The organism is Pseudomonas kermanshahensis, assembly GCF_014269205.2.
Lineage (GTDB): Bacteria > Pseudomonadota > Gammaproteobacteria > Pseudomonadales > Pseudomonadaceae > Aquipseudomonas > Aquipseudomonas kermanshahensis.
On the sequence record NZ_JABWRY020000001.1, the window covers coordinates 4838755 to 4855942 of the forward strand.

The following is a 17188-nucleotide window of genomic DNA, read 5'->3' on the forward strand; positions in this document are numbered from 1 at the left end:
GGCACCTGTGGGCTACGCTTTTGCGGGAAGATTCTGGTTGCGCAACGATGCCCAATGCCATTACTGTATAAAGATACAGTAAAACGCAACCCAACCAGCAAAAAGGCATAGAGGTGATGAATGGCCGTCGAAGTGGTGTACCGCAGCAGCCGCGACCCGGAGCGCTTGTTCATGGATAAGGCCGAAGCAGATCGTCACGACAAGATGCTCGAATTGGCCGAGCGCCTGGCAGAAGTGCTGCACAAGGCGGTGCCATCGCTGACTGAGCAACAGGTCGAAGAAGCCGGTATCTACATGGCCAAGAACCGCGACGTGTTCGCACGGGCGTTCAAGAGCCAGCCAGATGCGTTGGCAGAGTTGCTCGAAGGCCAAGCCCAGTAAGAGCAGCCTTGGGCTGCTCCTACAGGGGAAGCGTCAGGCTTAGCCGTAGAGCAGCCGCTCTGCCAGCATCTGCGCCACCCGCGCCGGCGAGCGCTTCTCTGCCTGGGCATGGCCAAACACTTCGGTCAGCCGCGTAGGAATGCGCGCCAGGTGCGCGGTGATGGTCCCCAGGTCTTCGCCACGATGGGTCAACGCTACGTAGATCAGCCCACCGGCATTGATCACGTAGTCGGGCGCATACAGTATCCCGCGCGATTCCAACTGGTCGGCAACCTGCAGGGTGGTCAGCTGGTTGTTCGCCGCCCCCGCCACCGCCGCACAGCGCAGCTGCATCACGCTCTGCCCGTTCAGCACAGGCCCTACGCCACACGGGGCGAAGATGTCGCAGGGGGTGCTGATCAAGGCATCGTTGGTCACCGGGTGGGCATTGAACTGCTCGACCGCCAACCGCACCCGCCCGGGGTCCAGGTCGCTCACCAACAGCTCCGCTCCCGCCGCGTGCAGTTGCTCGGCCAAGGCATAGCCAACGTTACCCAGCCCTTGTACGGCCACCCGCAAGCCTTCCAGGTTGTTACTGCCCAGCCGTGCTTTCGACGTGGCGCGGATGCCGGCGAACACGCCCATGGCGGCATGGGGCGAAGGGTCGCCCGAGGCTGTTGTGCTGGTCACATGCGGCGTGCTCTGCGCGATGCAGTCCATATCCACCGTCGAGGTACCGCTGTCCACAGCCGTGATGAAGCGCCCCTGCAAGGTATCGACGAAACGGCCGAATGCCTCGAACAGCGCAGCGCGGTTTTCCACGTGGGGGTTGCGCATGATCACTGCCTTGCCGCCGCCCAAGGCCAAACCGGCCAGCGCGGCCTTGTAGCTCATGCCCTGGGCCAAGCGGATCGCGTCGTGCATGGCGCTCTCGTCATCGGCGTAAGGCAGGTAGCGACAACCGCCCATGGCGGGGCCCAGCTGCTCGCTGTGGATCGCCACCACCGCTTTCAGCCCCGTTGGCGGGTCGATGAACAGGTGCAGCGATTGGGTACGGGTGCTTTGCATTAACGCGAACATCGACGGGCTCCCCAGCGAGGTGCTCCTATCAGTATAGGCAGGCCCAAGTGCGGGAAGCCTCGGTCAGACCACTGGACGAAACCGCGCGCCACAGCTAATAGTTAAACGTGTGTGGAGAAGCCCCATGAAGCCACGTCAAGCCTGCCTGGCCTGCCTGGAACGCGAGCCTGTCGCCCTGCTGGAAGCCGCATTGTGGATGGCCGCCGAGCACGACCGAAGTGTCGAGCCCGCGAACAGCCTTGCCCTGCTGCACGACCTGCACCGCGAGATAAGCGCCAACCTGCCGATGCTGCCCCTGTGCGAACTGGCCCAGCCGCTGCTGCGCCAACTCAATGCACTGGGCTTTCAACAAGATGAATATCACCCGTTGCGGCCGCACGCGGCGATGATGGACAAAGTGCTGCAGCGCCGCCGTGGCCAGCCATTGACCTTGGCCATCCTGGCCTTGGAGCTGGCTGGGCGCCTGTCGATCCCGCTTGAAGGCGTTGCATTTCCCGGCCATTTCCTGCTGCGCGTGCCCGGCGCCGACCACCTGCTCGACCCTTGCGGCGGCAGGCGCTTGTACCCCAGTGATTGCCGCGACCTGCTCGCCCGCCAGTTCGGCCCACACGTGCCGCTGAGTGCAGAGCACATGCGCACGGCCAGCCCACGGCAAATGCTGCAACGCCTGTCACGCAACCTGCGCCAATTGCACATCAGCAACGACAACCACCTGGCTGCGTTGATCGACGCCGAACGGGTAATGCAGCTGGGCCCGGTGCAAGTCAGCGACTACACCACCCGCGCATCGCTCTACCAGTTTCTGGATTGCCCGCAGGCCGAACGTTTCGACCTGGAGCATGCCCTGCTACTCACAGAAGACCCGGTCCAGCGCCTGAAGCTTTCCGAGCGGATCGGCAAACTCCCGACGGTGAACCGTTCGATTCACTGAGCCGGGGTATCCGGCTGCTGAGAAGGATGCGCCTGGATGAACGCCGGGTGCTGGGCTGCCAGGGCAGCGACCCGACGAATGCGCGGGTAACCGCCGAGGTCGATGTTGAACCGCTCGGCAGCGTACACCTGCGGCAGCAAGTAGACATCCGCCAAGCCCGGCGTGTCGCCAAAGCAGAAGCCGTGGTCGCCGATCAGTTGCTCGACCGCCGACAGCCCTTGGCCGATCCAGTGCGCGATCCACTGGTTGACCTGAGGCTCGTCCTGCCCTGCCTGGCGCAGCTGGTTAAGTACGCTGACGTTGTGCAATGGGTGGATATCGCAGCCGATGATCGCTGCCACACCACGCACCTTGGCCCGCGCCTCGGCCGTGTCCGGCAGCAGCGCAGGGTGTGGATAAACCTCTTCCAGGTACTCGATGATCGCCGGTGACTGCACCAACAGCGCACCGCTGTCGGTGCGCAGGGCCGGTACACGGCCCTGCGGGTTCACGGCGACATAGTCCGCACCGCGCTGCTCGCCCTTGAGCAGGTTGACCGGCAAGGACTGGTAACCCAGCCCCTTCAGCGCCAGCGCGATGCGCACCCGGTAGGACGAGGTGGAACGGTAGTAGGTGTACAGCTCCATACCCCTGCCCCCTCAGTTGGCTGCGATGACTTTGCCGCGGCATTCGCCGAAGCCGATGCTGGCCACGCCATCACGCGTGCAACGGGCACGCAGGATGATTTCGTCGCCGTCTTCGAGGAACTTGCGCACCTCACCGCTGGCCAGCTCCACCGGCTGCTTGCCGCCCTCGGTGATCTCTAGCAGGCTGCCAAAAGAGCCTGGCGTTGCCCCCGACAGCGTGCCCGAACCGAACAGGTCGCCCGGTTGCAGTTGGCAACCGTTGACGCTGTGGTGGGCAACCATCTGCGCCACGGTCCAGTACATGCTGCGGGTGTTGCTCAGGGTCAGCCGGTGAGCCGCAATGCCTTGCTCGCGCATGCGCTCGGTCAGCAGCAGCACTTCCAGTTCGATATCGAACGCACCCTTGGCCTGGTCACGTGCATCCAGCAGGTAGGACAGCGGCTGCGGATCGCCTTGCGGGCGCGCCGGCTGCGCAGTGCGGAACGGCTCCAGGGCCTCGGCCGTCACCACCCAGGGCGAAATGCTGGTAATGAAACTCTTGGACAAAAACGGCCCCAGTGGCTGGTATTCCCAGGCCTGGATATCACGCGCCGACCAGTCGTTGAGCAGGCAGAAGCCGGCGACGTGCTCGGCGGCATCACCCACCGGGATCGACTCGCCCATATCGTTACCCTGGCCAATCCAGATACCCAGCTCCAGCTCGTAGTCCAGGCGCGCGCAGGGCCCGAAGCTTGGCTCGGTGTGCCCGGCCGGCAGGGTTTGGCCTTTGGGGCGGCGCACATCGGTACCGGAGGGGCGAATGGTCGAAGCGCGACCGTGGTAACCGATCGGCACATGCTTGTAGTTGGGCAGCAGCGGGTTGTCCGGGCGGAACAGCTTGCCGACGTTCTTGGCGTGTTCGATGCCGACATAAAAGTCGGTGTAGTCACCGATCTTGGCGGGCACATGCAGTTGGCAATCCGCGGCGGGGTAAAGCGCCGCTTTCAACGCCGACTGGTGTTCGCTGTGTTCGCCGAGCAGCGCCAGCAGGCGCTCACGCAGGGCGACACGGGCGCCACGGCCGAGGGCGAAGAAGGCGTTCAGCGCACCACCGCGGGTAGCCTCCACCGCAGCCTTGGCCTCGCCATCGAACAACCCCGCAGCGAGCACCGCTTCCAGGTCAAGGATGGCATCGCCGATGGCCACGCCGCAGCGCAGCGCTTCACCCGGCCGGCTGAAGATGCCCAACGGCAGGTTTTGCAGCGGGAAATCGCTGTGCCCGTTGGCATGCTCGACCCAGCTACGGGTAATGGCGGTCTGGTTCATGGGTTATCTCCGGTTCGGGTTGAAGGTGCTCGGCAAGGTGGCCCAGCAACTATCGTAGTCGGCCTGCAATTGCGGGCATTCGAGCGCATGGCGGCTCGGGCGCAGCACTTGGCTGGTCTCGAACATGAAGGCCATGGTGTTGTCGATCTTGTGCGGCGCGAGGTCGGCGGCGATGGCCTTGTCGCAAGTCTCGGCGTCGGGGCCATGGGCGCTCATCACCCCGTGCAGCGAAGCCCCGCCCGGCAGGAAACCCTCGGCCTTAGCATCGTAGGCACCCTGGATCAGGCCCATGAACTCGTTCATCAGGTTGCGATGGAACCATGGCGGACGGAAGGTGTTCTCGGCCACCATCCAGCGCGGCGGGAAGATCACGAAGTCCATGTTGGCCAGGCCATGCACGCTGGTGGGCGACGTCAGCACGGTGAAGATGGACGGGTCCGGGTGGTCGAAGCTGACCGTGCCGATGGTGTTGAAGCGGCGCAGGTCGTATTTGTAGGGCACGTTGCTGCCATGCCAGGCGACCACGTCCAGCGGCGAATGCTGCAACTCGCAAGCCCAGTGTTCGCCGAGGAACTTCTGCACCAGTTGCACCGGGCCCTCGGCTTCTTCGTAATGCGCCACCGGCGTGAGGAAGTCACGCGGGTTGGCCAGGCCATTGCTGCCGATGGGCCCGAGGTCCGGAATGCGCAGCGGCGCGCCGTGGTTTTCGGCCAGGTAGCCACGCGCCTGGCCATCGAGCAGCTCGACGCGAAACTTCATGCCCCGTGGGATCACAGCGATTTCCAGCGGCTCGACGTCCATGACCCCAAGCTCGGTAGCGATGCGCAGGCGGCCCTGTTCCGGCACCAGCAGCAGTTCACCGTCGGCATTGAAGAACACCCGTTCCATGGAGCGGTTGGCACTGTAGATGTAGATGCTCACGCCCGCCGGTTTATCTGCGGGCGCGTTGGCCACCATCGGCACCCAGCCTTCGATGAAATCGGTGGGCTCGGCAGGGATGGGTTGCGGGTTCCAGCGCAGGCGGTTTGGGGTGACGGCGCCCAGCGGCCCACTCAGCGGCTGACGTGCCAGGCGCTCGAAGCGTGGGTGCAGTGCAGACGGGCGGATGCGGTACAGCCAGGTGCGGCGCAACTCACTGCGGGTCATGGTGAACGCCGTGCCCGAAAGCAGTTCGGCATACAAGCCGTAGGGGGCTTTCTGCGGCGAATTCTGCCCGACCGGCAATGCACCTGGCAGTGCTTCGCTGGCGAACTCGTTGCCGAAGCCGCTCAGGTAGTGAAGGTCGGGGGACGTGTCGCGGTTCATCGATGCCTCCGGGCTCTGGCAGAGCCGTTGCTGGCAGCTGGCTGCTGGGGTGGCAGCACGTCTGCATTGTTTTTATCGTAATCAGATTACGAATAACGTAATTTGCTACGGACAAGGCGTCAAGCTATAAAGGCGCGACTCGACGAATCCGGATACCTATGCCCATGGCCAAAGCCAGCTCACCCACCGATAACGGCAAGCAGAAGGTCCGCTCGGCGGAAGTCGGCACCGATATCCTCAAGGCACTCGCCGAACTCTCCCCCTCCACGTCCCTGTCACGCCTGGCGGAGCATGTGCAGATGCCGGCCAGCAAGGTGCACCGCTACCTGCAGGCGCTCATTGCCAGCGGCTTTGCCGAACAGGATGCGGCCACCAACCACTATGGCCTGGGGCGTGAGGCGTTGCGCGTGGGGTTGGCGGCATTGGGCAGCATCGATGTGCTGAAGATTGCGGCGCTGCCGTTGTCGCAGCTGCGCGATGAGTTGAACGAGAGCTGCTTCATTGCCGTCTGGGGCAATCAGGGTGCGACCGTGGTTAGCATCGAGCCTGCTGTGCGTGCAGTTACGGTGGTGACCCAGATCGGGTCGGTGCTGCCGCTGCTCAGTTCGTCCACCGGCCTGGTGTTCGCCGCCTACCTGCCGGCACGCGAAACTGACGAGTTGCGCGACCGGGAGCTGGCAGCGCTGCAGCACAGCGCCAGCGATTATGCGGCCGTGCTGGAGGGCATCCGTGAACGTGGCCTGCACCATGTGCATGGCCTGTTGATGCCGGGTGTGGATGCGCTGTCTGCACCGGTATTCAACGCTCTGGGGCAGATCGCTGCGGTGATGACCGTGGTCGGCCCGACGTCGATTTTCCATGCCGACGAGCACGGGCCTGCGGCGCAGCGGCTGCTGGCTGCAGCGCGTGATACCAGTTGGCGGATGGGGTACGCGGCTGAAGGGTGAGCGGGTGGCCACTGTTGCCCGAAACGTAAAGGTGAATGTCGTAAGCGGCTATTTTTCCTACAGGATCAAGCGCTTATTCTTAACTCACTGGCCGGCATGAAGGGCACTACCCCCCCCCGCCCTTCAGGCCCGCGAGGTTCACCGACGTAGATTTTGAAGCTCCTTGATCTAACGTCTCGATTGGCCGCTGCGATTGCAGCGGCCTTTTTTTTGCCTAGTGGTTGTTAGGTGATAGCGTTAGGGACGCCGAGGGTATGGCGCTAAAACTCATGCCAGGCACTGCAAAAAACTCAGCGGCTGCTCACGAAAGGCCAGGTAATGCCGCAATACCTGCATCGGTGCTTCGGTATGCGGGTAATGGCCAATACCCTGCAATTGCACGGTATCGGGCTCCGGCACCAGTTGCCGGTAACGCTCGACCATGCGCGCACCGGAAACCGGGTCGACCACGCCGTTGATGAAGCGCAAGGGCACCCCGTCACGTTGCAACGCGCCCACCCAACGCTCGCGGTGCAGGGTGCGCTCCGGCCAGTAGCCGGCCAGCTTGTGCAAAATGCGCGTGCCACGGTTGGCGGCGATCAGGCTCCAGCAATCGTCCAGTGCGCTTTCACTGGGGTGGGTGCAGGGGCCATAAACCTGGGTCACGTTGCGCACCAGGTCGTCACGCCCGAACGAGCGCCCTACCAACCAGCCCAGGCGGCTGAGCAGCAGCTTCTGGATCAGCAGCATGCGGCAGCTTTCGGGGAACAGCCCACTGTTGAGAAACACGCAGCTGGCGATGTCCGCGCGCTGTTCGTGGTGCCGCGCCAGCAGCTCCTGGGCCACGCTGCCGCCGTAGTCATGGGCCATCAGGTGCACAGGCTGGTTGACCTTAAGGTGGGCGAGCAACGCTTGCTGAAGGTCGGCCTGTTCCATCAGGCTGTAAGCGTGATTGACCGGTTTGGCGGAGTCGCCAAAGCCCAGCATGTCGCAGGCGATCAGCCGAAAACGCTGGGCCAGCGGCGCCCACAGGTAGTGCCAGTCCCAACTGGCAGTGGGGAAGCCATGTAACAGAAGCAGGGGCTCTCCTTGCCCTGCGGTCCAGTAGCGGATGCTCTGGCCCCGGAAGGTAAAACTCTGTCCCCGGGTACGCCAGACGCACAATGGAATCTCGGCCAAAGGCATCAGATCGGTCCCGGTGAAGTTGTGTTGACGGAATAGGGCAAGGCTGCGCTCATTGCATGTCACCTCGGCACTTACATGTGCTCTCTATGTCGAGGCAGAGTCTAGCCAGCCGCCCATGGGCTGAAACTTGCGTTGCCAGCCAGCTTGATGACCTTGCGAGTCAGTGGCACGAACGGTCAGAGGAGCATGGCCAGCAGCGGTGCGGCGAACAGGTTCAGCAGCCCGGTCAGGACCATGACCAAGCCGGCCACGGAGCCTTCTTCGCGGCCCACTTCCTGGGCCCTGCTGACCCCAGCACCATGCGCCCCGACCCCGAACAACGCACCCCGCGCCAAGGGTGTGCGCAAGGGCAACCAACGCAGCAGCAACCCGCCGAACATCGCGCCAAGTACCCCGGTGAACATCACGAATACCGCGGTCAGTTCCGGCACGCCGCCGAGGTCGTGGGCCAGCGGCATGGCGAACGGCGTGGTGATTGAGCGCGGCACCAGCGACAGGCTGATTGCATTGTCCAGCGCCAACAGGTGAGCCAGCCCCCAGGAGCTGGCGATCGAAGCGGTGCTGCCGGCCAGCATACCCATCAGCAATGCCGGCCAGTGGCGCGCCAACATAGCCCGCTGCTGCCAGATGGGCACCGCGAATGCCACGGTGACCGGGCCCAGCACGCCCATCAGCCAATGGGTGTTGCGCGCGTACTCGGCATAAGCGGTGTGCAACGGCACGGCCACCGCCAGCAGCAGCGCAGGGACCAGGATCAGCGGCGACAGCAGGTAGCGCCCGCTGCGCCGGTACAGCCAGCGGCTGCCCAGGTAGGCCAGCAGGGTCAGCGCCAACCAGAACAGCGGCATGGGTTCAAGGCTCATGGCGCAGCCTCCAGCGGCACACCAGTTCGACGGTGAGCGCAGTCACCACCATGACCATCAGCGTGCTCACGGCAATCACCAGCAGGATGCGCCAGCCTTCCTCGCGCACCAGGGTGCCGTAATCGAGCAGGCTCATCAGCGCCGGAATGAAGAACAGCAGCATTTCTGCCATCAGCCAGCCGGCGCCCAGCTGCAACGTGGCCGGCTTGACCACACCGCTGGCGAACAGCAGCAGAAGCAGCGCCAGCCCCATCACGCCACCGGGGATGGGCCAGCCGAGCCACACAGCCAGCTGGCCACCGAGCAGGAACAAGGCAAACAGGATCGCCAGCTCGACGAGTAGGCGCAGGGCTTTTTTCACTAACGCGGGTTTCATGGGGGTACTTCCTCGACAGGCCCTCATTTAAAGATTTGCCTGCCTAGGCCAGAAGCGAATTGTTAGACTGATCAGCATTCCAAAACGGAATTGCGACCATGGAATTCAAACAACTGCGCAGCTTCATCGAAGTGGTGCACCGCGGGGGCTTTACCCAAGCGGCGCAGACCCTGCACATCAGCCAGTCGGCGGTAAGCAAGCAAGTGGCTCAGCTGGAGCAAGATGTAGGCCAGCCACTGCTTGAGCGGCAGGCTTCGCAGCTGCACCTGACCGCCGCCGGGCGCATCGTGCTAGAGCGCGGCGAAGCGTTGTTGCGCCAGCGCCAGGCATTGCTCAGCGAACTGGATGACCTCGGCCAGATGGCACGCGGCGAATTGCGCCTGGGCTTGCCGATACTGGGCAGTGACGCCTTGTTCGCCGGCCTGTTCGCTGAATACCGGCGACGCTACCCCAACATCTCGATTCAATTGCTCGAAGGCGGCAGCCGCAGCGTCGAGCAGGCGGTGCGCAGCGGCGAGCTGGAGCTCGGTGGCAGCCTGACGCCCAGTGACGAAGCCTTCGCGTTCCAGCCATTTTGCAACGAGCCACTCGATGCCCTGCTACCGGCCGGGCATGCGCTGGCTGGGGAGGCTGGCGTGCATTTGCGGCAACTGGCCAATACGCCTTTTCTGCTGTATCAGCGCAGCTTCGTGCTTAATGACCGGCTGCTCAAGGCCTGCCAGCAGCAGGGTTTTACCCCGAAAGAAGGCGGGCGCAGTGGCCAGGCGGACTTCCTGGTGGCGTTGGTGGCAGCCGGCCAAGGCGTGGTGTTGCTGCCCCGTGTGGTGGCAAAGGCGCTGGAGCGCCCTGGGGTGGTGCGCTTGGCGCTGCAATCGCCGGACGACCTGCGTTGGGATATCGCATTCATCTGGCGGCGGGGGGCGTACCTGTCACGGGCGGCGCAGGCGTGGCTAGCGTTGTTGCGTGAGTGTGAGGTGCAGCGCTGACCTGTAGGAGCGGCCTTGCGCCGCTCCTACACGCGTCAGGCCTTCAGCGCCTGGGCAAATTCTGCCAACCACGGTTCGGCATCGGCTTCCGGGGTCACCGTTTCGCTGGCATCCAGGCGCAGCATCGGCTGCACTTCACGTACCCCCAACTCAGCGAACAACTCACGCATCTGCTCGCCGCCGCCGCAATAGGTATCGCCATAACTGGCGTCGCCCAACGCAATCACCGCGCCCGGCAGGCCACGCCAGGCGGCGGGCAAGGTATCGCGAAGGGTGCTATACAGCGGCATGAGGTTGTCCGGCAGCTCGCCCATGCCGGTGGTCGAAGTCACCGCCAGAAAAGCCTGCGGTGCAAAACCTTCAAGGTCCTGCAGGGTGGCACGTGCAGCATGCCAGGCCTCAAAACCTGCGGCCTTGAGCAACGATTCGGCATGACGGGCGACTTCTTCGGCGGTGCCGTACACCGACCCGGAAATAATGGCGACTTTCATCGGGAAGAGGATTCCGAAACTGAGTGAAAACGTAGGATACTAGCATTCAACGCTGGCAAAAGGCCGCCCCTACCTAAGTACCAGCCCCCCTGCCTCTTCGCCCAATGGCCCGAACATGATCAACGCGCAACTGCTGCAATCCATGGTCGATGCGTCCAATGACGGGATCGTGGTCGCTGAACAGGAAGGCGAAGACACCATCCTGATCTACGTGAACGCCGCCTTCGAACGCCTGACCGGCTACACCCGTGACGACATTCTTTATCAGGATTGCCGCTTCCTGCAGGGCAGTGACCGCGACCAGCTCGGCCGTGCGCGCATTCGCAAAGCCTTGGCCGAAGGCCGGCCATGCCGAGAGGTGCTGCGCAACTACCGCAAAGACGGCAGCGCGTTCTGGAACGAGTTGTCGATCACACCGGTGAAAAGCGACGCCGACCAACGCACCTACTTCATCGGTATCCAGAAGGACGTCAGCCGCCAGGTCGAGCTGGAACGCGAACTGGCCGAAATGTGCGCGCGTCCGAAAAACGACCTACGCTCCTGAACCAAACGCGCTACGCACGGTCAATCCCGTTGAAGAAATCGCCACCTCCGAGTTCGATCATGCAAGCAGATGCGCTCCTGACCCAGGACGAGCTGGATTTCATACAGAACATGCAGCATTCGCCACAACTGAACCTGGCTGACTCGATGTCCAGCCTGCTGGTCAATGGCGACCGCCGGATCCAGACCTTGCTCACCCGTTTGGTGGCCAACGAGCAGGTAACCTTGCAGGCGCAGTTCAACAACCAGCAGATCAGCTTTCCGCTGCAACTGGTGGAAGACGAGTTCCATGCCCTGCACCTGCAGCTGGGCTCACCGGAAATCTACGAAGACGGCCCGATGCTACGCCCATGGCGCTTGTCCATGGACCAACCAAGCGCGTTGCTGGATACACACGATCAGCCGAGCGGCCTGTGGGTTCGCGAAATTTCGTTCAAGGGCGCGCTGGTCGAGATCCGCGACCTGGCGCAAGCCCCTGCACGTTTCGAGTTGCATTTCGCACCGGCCGGCATTGCCCCCATCGAGCTGCACGGGGTGCTGCGCCGACGCATTGGCCCTGACCTGGCGGCCTACGATTTAAGCCGCAGCCCGGTCGAAGAAATCGAGCGCCTGCGCGGCTATATCCTGCAAGCCCATCGTCAGGCGCACCCAGAGCTGCACAGTCAGGTGTCGAGCTGACCGGCCAGAAACTGCCGCAACCGCTGACGCATCACGCTGCTCTCTGCCCCCAGGCAGGCCACCGGGCTGCCTGCCAGGCTGTCCTGGGCCAGCTCGGCCACTTCACCGGCAAGCAATAACGGGCATTCCAGGCCAACCACCAAGCGCTCGAGGCGTTTGCTCAATTCCACGGTGGGCGCCTGATTGGAGAACAACACCAAGGCATCAGGCTTGAGACGCTCGCAGATCAGCATCAGCTCCTGCAGGGGTTGCCCAGGCGCCAACAAGCTCACCCCCACCTCGTCGCTGCCCAGCAACAAGGCGGTCACCAGCAGCTCCAGTTCGTGACATGGCCCCGGCAAGGGTGCCAGCAACACCGTGCGGCTGCGGGCCATGCGCGCCAGTTGAAGTCGCACGAACACTCGCCCGCGCAAGAACTGATCCAGAAACAGCCATGCGCTGGCCTGCCCAAAGGCCCGCGGACCGTAACCACCCTGGCCTGCTGCCAGGTCGTGCCACACCGGCATGAAGATATCGCCGAACACTTGATCCAGGGGATGGCCAGCTAACACCTGATCGAACAAACGGTGAAGGCTCGCGCTGTCGAAGCGCTGCACCGCCTCGAGAATCTGCTGCTGCCAGGCCAGGCGCACATTCATCAGGTCGCTGCTTTGCTGCACCTGCGCCTGGCACCGCACCAGGATGCTACCCACCTTGCTCACCGCCACGCCGCGCTCCAGCCAGCCCAGGATGCTGCGGATATCGTCGATATCAGCCTGGGAGTACAGACGATGGCCACTGGCGGTGCGGGTTGGTTGAATGAGGCCGTAGCGACGCTCCCAGGCGCGCAAGGTGACCGGGTTGACGCCTGTCAGTCGGGAGACTTCCCGAATCGGGAACAGCTCCTGATGTTCCAGGCCCGCATCGACTGCCGAGCTACGTCCCTGTTTGTTCATCTGCACTTTGTACCCTGTGTGCCGAAGTTGAACTTGTATGTTACTACGACAGCATAGGCCGCCGGTTAACAACCGTTTGCCAGCCAACACTTGCCGAACATTGCAATATCGCGATAATTCGCGCCCGATTCTTGCATGCACGCTGGCGTCGCCCACCACCCCGGGCGACGCAGCCAAGGGGCCAGCTACCCGCCAGCCCCGTCGCCAGGAGATACACGATGTCTACCCCACCCGTCACCTTGATGGTGTCGCGCCGCGCCGCCCATGGCCGCTACCAGGACCTGCTGACCTGGCTCCATGAAGGCGAGCAACTGGCCACCGACTTCCCCGGCTACCTCGGCTCCGGCATCCTGGCACCACCCCGTGACAGCGATGAATTCCAGATCATCTTCCGCTTCAGCGACGAACCTACCCTGCACGCCTGGGAGCACTCCGCTTCGCGCAAGGCCTGGCTGCAACGTGGCAACGGGCTGTTCGAGCGCCCCAAAGAGGCGCGTGTCAGTGGTATCGATGACTGGTTTGGCACCCATACGGTGCAAAAACCGCCGCGCTGGAAGCAGGCCGTCGCCATCTGGCTGGCCTTTTTCCCCGTGTCGTTGCTGTTCAACCTGCTGTTCGGCCATTGGCTGGCAGGCCTCGACCTGGTACCACGGGTGATGCTCAGTACCCTGGCCCTGACGCCAGTGATGGTCTACCTGTTCATCCCCCTCTCCACCCGCTTGCTGGCCGGCTGGCTGAACCCTGCTGCGCCCACCCCAGCAGCGCTGCGCAGCCGCTGAGGGCTGGTCTACAAGAGGGAAACAGTTCGGGTATGCTGGGCGGCAACGAAAGGACAGACAAGTTGACCGCCCCGAACATGAACAGCCCAATTCTCGTTACCGGAGCCAGCCAGCGCGTCGGGCTGGCCCTTGCCCTCGAACTGGCCCAGGCCGGCCATACTGTGATCAGTGCCAGCCGCAGCCTCCAGCCGCAGTCCGTACACCCCAACATCGTGCAGTTCCAGGCTGACCTGTGCCTGGCCGCCGACCGCCAGGCGCTTATCGACTACCTGCAAGGCAACTACGACGGCTTGCGCGCGATCATTCACAACGCCTCGCTGTGGCTCGACGATGGCCTGGCCAACCTCGACACCATGTTCCGCCTGCACGTCGAAGCGCCCTACCACCTCAACCTGGCCCTGGGCGAGATGCTCGGCAAGGCCGGCAGCGCGGGCAAAGCCGACATCATCCACATCTGCGACGAAACGTCTTCGCGGGGCAGCAAGAGCCACATCGGCTACGCCGCCACCAAAGCCGCGCTGCAGAACATGGTGCTGTCGTTCGCCGAAAAATATGCGCCCCAGGTGCACGTCAACGGTATCCTGCCTGGGCTGCTGATCCTCAAGGAAGGGGGCGATGAAGCCTACCGCCAGCAGACCTTGAAAAAGGCCCTGCTGGAATTCGAACCCGGCGCCGGCCCGCTGATCGAGACGGTCAAATACCTGCTCGAAAGCCAGTACAGTACCGGTAGCCAGGTGGTCATCAACGGTGGCCGCCACCTGAAGAATCGCATGACCTGAGAGAAGCCCATGACCCCGCAACAACAGCTCGAACTCGAAGCCGCCGCGTTCCGGCGCCTGGTCGAACACCTGCAGAAACGAACCGACGTGCAGAACATCGACCTGAGGAACCTGTCCGGTTTCTGCCGTAATTGCCTGTCCAAGTGGTACAAGGCCGCGGCTGACGAGCGTCAGGTCGACCTGAGCCTGGATGACGCCCGCGAAGCGGTGTACGGCATGCCCTACGCCGAGTGGAAAGCCCAACACCAGAAAGAAGCCAGCGCCGAACAACAAGCGGCGTTCGAAAAAGGAAAACCTCGTGACTGATCTGAACACCCTGCGCGCCAGCCTGGCCAGCGGCGAACACCTCTTTGCCGACACCTTGGCCTTTATCGCCGCCCACTACAGCTACCAGCCGCAAGCCTTCAACAACGGCGGTGTGGAAAACGCCGCAGGGCAGAACGAAGGCTCGTGCAAGACCCTGGGCCTGGCCCTGCTGGAAGGCTTGAGCGATGAAGAGGCCCTGCTGGCCTTTGGTGAGCATTATCGCGATGTCGTGGCCACGCCAGAGGGCAGTGACCATGGCAATATCCGGGCGCTGATCGAGCATGGCCTGGCGGGTGTGAAATTTACCGCGCAGCCGCTTTCGCGCAAGGCTTGAGATTGCTGGGGCCGCTGTGCGGCCCTTTCGCAGGCAAGCCAGCTCCTACAGGGGCAGCACAGGCCTCAGATATTGCCCAGGCCCTGTGAGGGGCAATCAGCTGATGATCTGCCCCGGCCTGTTCGGCGGCAATTCACCGCACTGCAGCCATGCCAGCGCAATCGGCCACAAGCGCTCGCGAAAGCGGTCATGGAAAAACGCGAAATGGCCTATTTCCTCGACCGAGATATCCACAGGCGCAATGCGCAGGTGCTGGCGCTCGGCCCCCTGCAAATACCCTAGCAACCGCTCTGTCGCCGCCTCGGTGCCGAATGGGTCATCGGTGAGGCTGATCGCCAGCGTCGCCGCCTGGACGTGCGCAAACGGCACCCTCTGCAACCTGCGCCCGCTTGGCCGGTGCTCGTAGCGTGGCGTACGGGTAGTCCAGTCGTGCACCACGCCCGCCGGGGTGTCTTCCATCCAGCCGAGGCGCTTGCCGGGGAAGTAGCCGAAGGCGTGGGTCAGCAAGGGCATCACCACATGCCATTTGCCGAACAGGCGCCAGCGCTGATCCGCCGCATAATCGCGCCAGTAGGCGAACTGCGCGCCCACCATCACCACCCGCCTGACCCGGCCAGCAGACGGCGCCAGCCCCACTGCGCAACCGCCAAAACTGTGCCCCACCACATCGATGGGCTGGCCGGGGAATGCCTGTTCGGCGTGTGTCAGCATGGCTTCGAAGTCCAACTGCCCCCAATCGCTCCAGGACGCCTGAAAACCACGCAACGTTGGCGGCCGAGATTCGCCGATGCCGCGGTAATCGTAGGTGAGCACATCGCAGCCCTGGGCGAACAGGTAGTCGGCAAACCGCGTGTAGTAGCGGCAACGCACCGAAGTGGCGGCGTTGATGATCACCAGCGGGCGCTGGGGATTGGCCTGGGCGTGGCGCCAGCAGAAGCCGCCGAGGCTGTAGCCGTCGGCTGCGGTGTGGCGAAAGGCGATGGCGGGTTGGGTGAGGCTGCTCATGGCGCACATCCTGTTGTTGTGCGCCAACGCTAGCAAAAAAATCGGGGGCTGTACCGGCCTCTTCGCGGGGCAAGCCCGCTCCCACAGGTCTCCACGGCTCTTTGGCTCAGTGGATACCCTGTGGGAGCGGGCTTGCCCCGCGAAGAGGCCGGTACAGCCCCCGACTTTTCAGCCTTGGTTACAGCTCGATGCAGTCGAACTCTACGTCGGTAGCCACGTCTTCGTCGTAGTTGACGTCAGCGCGCTCGAAGCCGAACAGGTTGAGGAACTGCTTCTTGTAACCGGCATAGTCGGTCAGCTCGAACAGGTTCTCGGTGGTGACTTGCGGCCACAGCGCTTTGCAGGCGTTCTGTACGTCGTCACGCAGTTCCCAGTCGTCCAGGCGCAGGCGGCCTTTCTCGTCGACCTCAGCCGCAGCGCCATCGGCGCGGTACAGGCGATCACGGTACATGCGGTCCAGTTGGTCCTGGGTACCTTCGTGCACGCCTTTCTCCTGCATGATCTTGAAGACCATCGACAGGTACAGCGGCATCACCGGAATAGCCGAGCTGGCCTGGGTGACCACCGACTTCAGCACGGCCACGTTGGCGCCGCCTTTGACTTCGCCGGCCAGTTTCTGGTCCAGGCGCAGTGCGGTTTCGTCCAGGTCCTGCTTGGCCTGGCCCAGCGCGCCGTGCCAGTAGATCGGCCAGGTGATGTCGCTGCCGATGTAGCTGAAGGCCACGGTGCGGGCGCCTTCGGCCAGCACGTCGGCACCGGCCAGGGCATCGATCCACAGCTGCCAGTCCTGGCCACCCATGACGGTGACGGTGTCAGCGATTTCCTGCTCGGTAGCCGGCTCGATGCTGGCCTCGATGATGGTGTCCTTGTTGGTGTCGATGGCGGTCGACTTGTACGGCTGGCCAATTGGCTTGAGCGCCGAACGGATCACTTCACCGGTCTTCGGCAGCTTGCGCACCGGGGACGCCAGGGAGTAGATGACCAGGTCGACCTTGCCGCCCATTTCGTTCTTGATCAGCTCGATGACCTTGGCACGGGCTTCATCGGAGAAGGCGTCGCCGTTGATCGACTTGCTGTACAGGCCCTCGGCCTTGGCGAACTTGTCGAACGCGGCAGAGTTGTACCAGCCAGCGGTACCGGCCTTGGCCTCGGTACCTGGTTTTTCGAAGAACACACCCAAGGTGTCGGCTTTGAAGCCGAACGCTGCGGTAATGCGCGCTGCCAGGCCGTAGCCGCTGGAAGCACCGATCACCAGGACCTTCTTCGGGCCATCCTCGCGCACGCCCAGCTTGCGGGTGGCTTCGATCTGGTCACGGACGTTGAGCTCGCAGCCCTTCGGGTGGGTCGTGGTGCAGATGAAACCGCGGACCTTAGGATGAATGATGGCCAATGTCT

The 17188-nt window shown here is 63.4% G+C and carries 21 protein-coding genes; 10 read left to right on the plus strand and 11 right to left on the minus strand.

The window, feature by feature from the left end; all coding sequences use genetic code 11:
• The first annotated feature begins 120 nt into the window (after nt 1–120).
• Nucleotides 121–381, plus strand: a complete 261-nt coding sequence (locus HU764_RS21685; RefSeq protein WP_027595266.1) for a YebG family protein — start codon at nt 121–123, stop codon at nt 379–381.
• Nucleotides 382–420: 39 nt separating this feature from the next.
• Here the strand turns inward: HU764_RS21685 and HU764_RS21690 are convergent, their stop codons facing one another.
• Nucleotides 421–1440 carry a Glu/Leu/Phe/Val dehydrogenase family protein gene (locus HU764_RS21690; RefSeq protein ID WP_186677884.1) on the minus strand — a complete coding sequence of 340 codons (1020 nt, stop codon included), beginning with the start codon at nt 1438–1440 and terminating at the stop codon, nt 421–423.
• Between the two features lie 124 nt (nt 1441–1564).
• Between HU764_RS21690 and HU764_RS21695 the strand changes: the two genes are divergently transcribed.
• Nucleotides 1565–2371 carry a SirB1 family protein gene (locus HU764_RS21695; RefSeq protein ID WP_027595264.1) on the plus strand — a complete coding sequence of 269 codons (807 nt, stop codon included), beginning with the start codon at nt 1565–1567 and terminating at the stop codon, nt 2369–2371.
• Here the strand turns inward: HU764_RS21695 and maiA are convergent.
• From maiA to hmgA, 3 genes are read right to left on the minus strand one after another with little or no spacing between them, the layout of a single operon-like run.
• Nucleotides 2365–2997: a maleylacetoacetate isomerase gene (gene maiA, locus HU764_RS21700; protein ID WP_186702482.1), complete on the minus strand. Its 633-nt coding sequence runs from the start codon at nt 2995–2997 to the stop codon at nt 2365–2367. The genes HU764_RS21695 and maiA overlap by 7 nt on opposite strands.
• A 12-nt stretch (nt 2998–3009) precedes the next feature.
• Complete coding sequence (fahA, locus tag HU764_RS21705; protein ID WP_186677889.1) at nt 3010–4302, minus strand: fumarylacetoacetase; 1293 nt, start codon at nt 4300–4302, stop codon at nt 3010–3012.
• A 3-nt stretch (nt 4303–4305) separates the two neighbouring features.
• On the minus strand, nt 4306–5607 hold the full coding sequence (gene hmgA, locus HU764_RS21710; protein WP_085273948.1) for a homogentisate 1,2-dioxygenase: 1302 nt from the start codon (nt 5605–5607) through the stop codon (nt 4306–4308).
• A gap of 164 nt (nt 5608–5771) precedes the next feature.
• On the opposite strand from hmgA, the gene HU764_RS21715 reads away from it, so the two are divergent.
• The gene (locus HU764_RS21715; RefSeq protein ID WP_027595260.1) at nt 5772–6554 is read left to right on the plus strand and encodes an IclR family transcriptional regulator; all 783 of its coding nucleotides are present in this window, start codon (nt 5772–5774) and stop codon (nt 6552–6554) included.
• 267 nt (nt 6555–6821) lie between these two features.
• Here the strand turns inward: HU764_RS21715 and HU764_RS21720 are convergent, their stop codons facing one another.
• From HU764_RS21720 to HU764_RS21730, 3 genes are all read right to left on the minus strand, one after another.
• Entirely contained in the window at nt 6822–7718 is an 897-nt protein-coding gene (locus tag HU764_RS21720; RefSeq protein WP_186702481.1) for an alpha/beta fold hydrolase, read from the minus strand.
• A gap of 176 nt (nt 7719–7894) precedes the next feature.
• Complete coding sequence (locus HU764_RS21725; RefSeq protein ID WP_186702480.1) at nt 7895–8581, minus strand: LrgB family protein; 687 nt, start codon at nt 8579–8581, stop codon at nt 7895–7897.
• On the minus strand, nt 8571–8957 hold the full coding sequence (locus tag HU764_RS21730) for a CidA/LrgA family protein (RefSeq protein ID WP_186702479.1): 387 nt from the start codon (nt 8955–8957) through the stop codon (nt 8571–8573). Before HU764_RS21730 ends, HU764_RS21725 begins: the two co-directional genes overlap by 11 nt.
• A gap of 98 nt (nt 8958–9055) precedes the next feature.
• Between HU764_RS21730 and HU764_RS21735 the strand changes: the two genes are divergently transcribed.
• The gene (locus tag HU764_RS21735) at nt 9056–9943 is read left to right on the plus strand and encodes a LysR family transcriptional regulator (RefSeq protein WP_186702478.1); all 888 of its coding nucleotides are present in this window, start codon (nt 9056–9058) and stop codon (nt 9941–9943) included.
• Between the two features lie 35 nt (nt 9944–9978).
• On the opposite strand, the gene HU764_RS21740 is transcribed toward HU764_RS21735, so the two are convergent.
• Entirely contained in the window at nt 9979–10434 is a 456-nt protein-coding gene (locus HU764_RS21740; RefSeq protein ID WP_186677899.1) for a flavodoxin, read from the minus strand.
• A gap of 115 nt (nt 10435–10549) precedes the next feature.
• Here HU764_RS21740 and HU764_RS21745 point away from each other — a divergent pair, with 115 nt between their 5' ends.
• Together HU764_RS21745 and HU764_RS21750 are read left to right on the plus strand one after the other, a co-directional pair.
• Nucleotides 10550–10978 (plus strand): PAS domain S-box protein, encoded by a 429-nt coding sequence (locus tag HU764_RS21745; RefSeq protein ID WP_027595254.1) that lies wholly within the window; start codon nt 10550–10552, stop codon nt 10976–10978.
• A gap of 59 nt (nt 10979–11037) precedes the next feature.
• Nucleotides 11038–11655 carry a hypothetical protein gene (locus HU764_RS21750; RefSeq protein ID WP_027595253.1) on the plus strand — a complete coding sequence of 206 codons (618 nt, stop codon included), beginning with the start codon at nt 11038–11040 and terminating at the stop codon, nt 11653–11655.
• Here the strand turns inward: HU764_RS21750 and HU764_RS21755 are convergent.
• Entirely contained in the window at nt 11640–12590 is a 951-nt protein-coding gene (locus HU764_RS21755; protein WP_186677901.1) for a MerR family transcriptional regulator, read from the minus strand. The genes HU764_RS21750 and HU764_RS21755 overlap by 16 nt on opposite strands.
• Before the next feature lie 218 nt (nt 12591–12808).
• On the opposite strand from HU764_RS21755, the gene HU764_RS21760 reads away from it, so the two are divergent.
• Genes HU764_RS21760 through HU764_RS21775 form a run of 4 tightly spaced genes read left to right on the plus strand, consistent with a single transcriptional unit; the run spans nt 12809 to nt 14788 of the window.
• Nucleotides 12809–13369, plus strand: a complete 561-nt coding sequence (locus HU764_RS21760; protein WP_027595251.1) for a putative antibiotic biosynthesis monooxygenase — start codon at nt 12809–12811, stop codon at nt 13367–13369.
• 32 nt (nt 13370–13401) lie between these two features.
• Entirely contained in the window at nt 13402–14148 is a 747-nt protein-coding gene (gene folM / locus HU764_RS21765; protein ID WP_186677903.1) for a dihydromonapterin reductase, read from the plus strand.
• Between the two features lie 9 nt (nt 14149–14157).
• On the plus strand, nt 14158–14454 hold the full coding sequence (locus HU764_RS21770; protein ID WP_186702477.1) for a DUF1244 domain-containing protein: 297 nt from the start codon (nt 14158–14160) through the stop codon (nt 14452–14454).
• Nucleotides 14447–14788, plus strand: a complete 342-nt coding sequence (locus HU764_RS21775; RefSeq protein WP_186702476.1) for a HopJ type III effector protein — start codon at nt 14447–14449, stop codon at nt 14786–14788. The genes HU764_RS21770 and HU764_RS21775 overlap by 8 nt, the downstream gene beginning before the upstream one ends.
• A 96-nt stretch (nt 14789–14884) precedes the next feature.
• Here the strand turns inward: HU764_RS21775 and HU764_RS21780 are convergent, their stop codons facing one another.
• Both HU764_RS21780 and fabV read right to left on the minus strand, forming a co-directional pair.
• Complete coding sequence (locus HU764_RS21780; RefSeq protein WP_186702475.1) at nt 14885–15793, minus strand: alpha/beta hydrolase family protein; 909 nt, start codon at nt 15791–15793, stop codon at nt 14885–14887.
• 178 nt (nt 15794–15971) lie between these two features.
• Complete coding sequence (gene fabV, locus HU764_RS21785) at nt 15972–17183, minus strand: enoyl-ACP reductase FabV (protein WP_186702579.1); 1212 nt, start codon at nt 17181–17183, stop codon at nt 15972–15974.
• Nucleotides 17184–17188 lie beyond the last annotated feature (5 nt).

What these genes read in the sequence shown, in the direction of transcription:
- HU764_RS21720 (WP_186702481.1), bottom strand. Translation starts at nt 7,718, where the DNA reads ATGCCTTTGGCCGAGATTCCATTGTGCGTCTGGCGTACCCGGGGACAG.
- HU764_RS21780 (WP_186702475.1), bottom strand. Translation starts at nt 15,793, where the DNA reads ATGAGCAGCCTCACCCAACCCGCCATCGCCTTTCGCCACACCGCAGCC.
- HU764_RS21695 (WP_027595264.1), top strand. Translation starts at nt 1,565, where the DNA reads ATGAAGCCACGTCAAGCCTGCCTGGCCTGCCTGGAACGCGAGCCTGTC.
- fahA (WP_186677889.1), bottom strand. Translation starts at nt 4,302, where the DNA reads ATGAACCAGACCGCCATTACCCGTAGCTGGGTCGAGCATGCCAACGGG.
- HU764_RS21755 (WP_186677901.1), bottom strand. Translation starts at nt 12,590, where the DNA reads ATGAACAAACAGGGACGTAGCTCGGCAGTCGATGCGGGCCTGGAACAT.
- HU764_RS21760 (WP_027595251.1), top strand. Translation starts at nt 12,809, where the DNA reads ATGTCTACCCCACCCGTCACCTTGATGGTGTCGCGCCGCGCCGCCCAT.
- HU764_RS21745 (WP_027595254.1), top strand. Translation starts at nt 10,550, where the DNA reads ATGATCAACGCGCAACTGCTGCAATCCATGGTCGATGCGTCCAATGAC.
- HU764_RS21740 (WP_186677899.1), bottom strand. Translation starts at nt 10,434, where the DNA reads ATGAAAGTCGCCATTATTTCCGGGTCGGTGTACGGCACCGCCGAAGAA.
- HU764_RS21725 (WP_186702480.1), bottom strand. Translation starts at nt 8,581, where the DNA reads ATGAGCCTTGAACCCATGCCGCTGTTCTGGTTGGCGCTGACCCTGCTG.
- HU764_RS21735 (WP_186702478.1), top strand. Translation starts at nt 9,056, where the DNA reads ATGGAATTCAAACAACTGCGCAGCTTCATCGAAGTGGTGCACCGCGGG.
- HU764_RS21715 (WP_027595260.1), top strand. Translation starts at nt 5,772, where the DNA reads ATGGCCAAAGCCAGCTCACCCACCGATAACGGCAAGCAGAAGGTCCGC.
- hmgA (WP_085273948.1), bottom strand. Translation starts at nt 5,607, where the DNA reads ATGAACCGCGACACGTCCCCCGACCTTCACTACCTGAGCGGCTTCGGC.
- HU764_RS21750 (WP_027595253.1), top strand. Translation starts at nt 11,038, where the DNA reads ATGCAAGCAGATGCGCTCCTGACCCAGGACGAGCTGGATTTCATACAG.
- maiA (WP_186702482.1), bottom strand. Translation starts at nt 2,997, where the DNA reads ATGGAGCTGTACACCTACTACCGTTCCACCTCGTCCTACCGGGTGCGC.
- folM (WP_186677903.1), top strand. Translation starts at nt 13,402, where the DNA reads ATGCTGGGCGGCAACGAAAGGACAGACAAGTTGACCGCCCCGAACATG.
- HU764_RS21730 (WP_186702479.1), bottom strand. Translation starts at nt 8,957, where the DNA reads ATGAAACCCGCGTTAGTGAAAAAAGCCCTGCGCCTACTCGTCGAGCTG.
- HU764_RS21685 (WP_027595266.1), top strand. Translation starts at nt 121, where the DNA reads ATGGCCGTCGAAGTGGTGTACCGCAGCAGCCGCGACCCGGAGCGCTTG.
- HU764_RS21770 (WP_186702477.1), top strand. Translation starts at nt 14,158, where the DNA reads ATGACCCCGCAACAACAGCTCGAACTCGAAGCCGCCGCGTTCCGGCGC.
- HU764_RS21690 (WP_186677884.1), bottom strand. Translation starts at nt 1,440, where the DNA reads ATGTTCGCGTTAATGCAAAGCACCCGTACCCAATCGCTGCACCTGTTC.